Genomic DNA, 2,233 nt, shown 5'->3' on the forward strand with positions numbered 1-2,233 from the left:
CCCGGGCGGCTTTTGCCGCGGCGTCGACGATCTCCGGCTCGGTGTGGAAATCCGGTTCGCCGAAGCTCAGGTTGATCAGCCCCTCCACGGCCGAGGCGGCCTGGAATATTTTGATCATGGACGAAGGTTGAAGCGAGGAAAAACGGTCAGCTATCCTTATTGCCGGCATGGATGAGTCCTCCTTGGGAATTTCAGGCTGTAGCCCTTCTTTTCGCTGATATGATACATCACTGCGGAGCGGGCTACAACACCCGGTCTTTTCGTTACATCCGCACCCCGCTGGGGTGCGGATGTAGGATTTCTGCCTGGGGTTGTAGCTATGGTGTATTCGATCTTCTGTAGTGTGCGCCGACAGTAAATTATTGTCTTTTCTATTTTCAAAAAAACAAACAAGAGGAGGCTTGTTGATGCCTCCGCTTGTTTGTTTTTTACGCAGCCTGGTCCTTTGCTATAGAATTCGGGGAGGCTTCAGCCGCGGCAGTGCGGACACGAGAGCCTTGGTGTAGGGGTGCTTCGGGGCGGAGAGGATGTCCCGGCACAGGCCTTCCTCCACCACCGTCCCTTTGTGGAGGACGATGCCCCGGGGTGCGGCCTTCCGGGCGAGGAAGAGGTCGTGGGTGACGAAGATCATGGACATGCCCGACTGCCGGCGCTTTGCGAGGATTTCTATGATCTCCCCCCGGGTGGATGCGTCCTGCATGCTGGTGGGCTCGTCGCAGAGAAGAAGTTCGGGGTCGAGGATCAGCGCCCTGGCGATGGCCACCCGCTGGCGTTGGCCTCCCGAGAGGGAGAGGCGCACCCGCGAGGAGAGAATGGCTTCATCCAGGAGCCCGAGTTCGCCGAGAAGGATCCGGGCCCGTTCTTCTCCTTCTCCGGCGGCATGTTTCCCCCTGACGAGGAGCCAGGGTTCCATTACCGCCTCGAGAACCGTGAGGGTGGGGGGGAGGGAGCCGTAGGGGTCCTGGGAGACCATGGCGCAGCGCCGCCGGAGGGCGGTCATTTCCTCCCCGTCGGCCGAGGCGATATCCTTCCCGAAGAGGGTGATGGATCCCCCCGACGGGGGAACGTGGCCGAGGATGCACCGCATAAGGGTGGTTTTCCCGCTGCCCGATTCACCGATGACGGAAAGGCTTTCTCCTTTTTCCAGCGCGAAGGTGAGGCCGGAGAGGGCCCTGACGGGTTCCCGCCGCCTCCTGCCAGGAAAGACGACCGAGAGGTTCCTGATCTCCAGCAAAGCCGTCATGATTCTTCCTCCAGGTCCAGCAGGGCCTTTACGAGGGCACGGGTGTGGGGATTCCGGGGCCTGGCGGTGATTTCGGCCGGATCGCCCTCCTCGACCAGCTCTCCGTCCTTCAGGATGTGGAGCCTGTCCGCGACGGAGGCCGCAAGGGGAAGATCGTGGGAGATGAGGAGGAGGCCGAGCCCCTTTTTCTCCACGAGGTTTTTCAGGGTGGCGATGATCCCTTGCTGGGTGATCACGTCCAGGGCTGTGGTGGGCTCGTCGCAGAGAAGGTAGTCCGGCGAGCAGGCAAGGGCGAGGGCGATGGCCGCCCTCTGTTTCTGGCCTCCCGAGAGTTCGTGGGGGTACCTGCGGGCCAGTTCCTCGTCCAGTCCGGCCAGGGCGAAGATGGAGGGGATCCGGTCCAGGGCTTCTTTCCGGGAAAGCCCGAGGTGAACGGAGAGCACCTCCTCCACGTGGCGCCCCACGGTGAGCACCGGGGTGAAGGAGTTCATGGCCCCCTGGGGAACGATGGCGATGCGCCGCCAGCGGATGCGGTTCAGTTCCTTCTCCGGCAGGGTGAGCAAATCTTTCCCGTCCAGCAGGATTTCCCCGGAAACGACGGTACCCGGGGGAAGCAGCCCGGGAATGGCCATGAGGATAGTGCTCTTGCCGCTTCCCGATTCTCCGGCGAGGGCGGAGAACTGCCCCTTCCGGATGGTCATGGAGACGTTTTTCACAGCCGCGGCCCGGCTTCCCCTTCCTTCGGAGGTTATCCGGCCGTAGGTGACGGAGAGGTTCCGTATGTCGATCACAGGGCATTTCCTCCTCTCAGGCGAGGATCGACCCGCTCTTCAAGGTATTTCCCCAGGTCCAGGAAGACGAGACAGAGGAGGGCGATGCCGAGGCCGGGAGGCAGGAGCATCCACCATGCCCCGGCGGTGAAGGCGCCGAAGGACTGGGCTTCGTGGAGCATCCGTCCCCAGGAGATCACCCTGGGGTCCGAGAGGCCGA

General features: G+C 62.4%; 2 protein-coding genes and 1 pseudogene. All 3 read right to left on the minus strand.

Translation table 11 applies throughout. From position 1 onward, the window contains the following. Positions 1 to 448: 448 nt before the first annotated feature. Positions 449 to 1,243, minus strand: a complete 795-nt coding sequence (locus tag JMJ95_RS03555) for an ABC transporter ATP-binding protein (RefSeq protein ID WP_290682716.1) — start codon at positions 1,241 to 1,243, stop codon at positions 449 to 451. Continuing rightward, positions 1,240 to 2,034 (minus strand): ABC transporter ATP-binding protein, encoded by a 795-nt coding sequence (locus JMJ95_RS03560; RefSeq protein ID WP_290682718.1) that lies wholly within the window; start codon positions 2,032 to 2,034, stop codon positions 1,240 to 1,242. The genes JMJ95_RS03555 and JMJ95_RS03560 overlap by 4 nt, the downstream gene beginning before the upstream one ends. Further along, positions 2,031 to 2,233, minus strand: a pseudogene (locus JMJ95_RS03565) (ABC transporter permease); the annotation flags it as partial. The gene JMJ95_RS03560 and the pseudogene JMJ95_RS03565, both read right to left, overlap by 4 nt.

Source organism: Aminivibrio sp., from assembly GCF_016756745.1.
GTDB lineage: Bacteria > Synergistota > Synergistia > Synergistales > Aminobacteriaceae > Aminivibrio.

Bases quoted from the DNA above. Each gene is read 5' to 3' on its own strand.
- JMJ95_RS03555 (WP_290682716.1), bottom strand. From the start codon at position 1,243: ATGACGGCTTTGCTGGAGATCAGGAACCTCTCGGTCGTCTTTCCTGGC.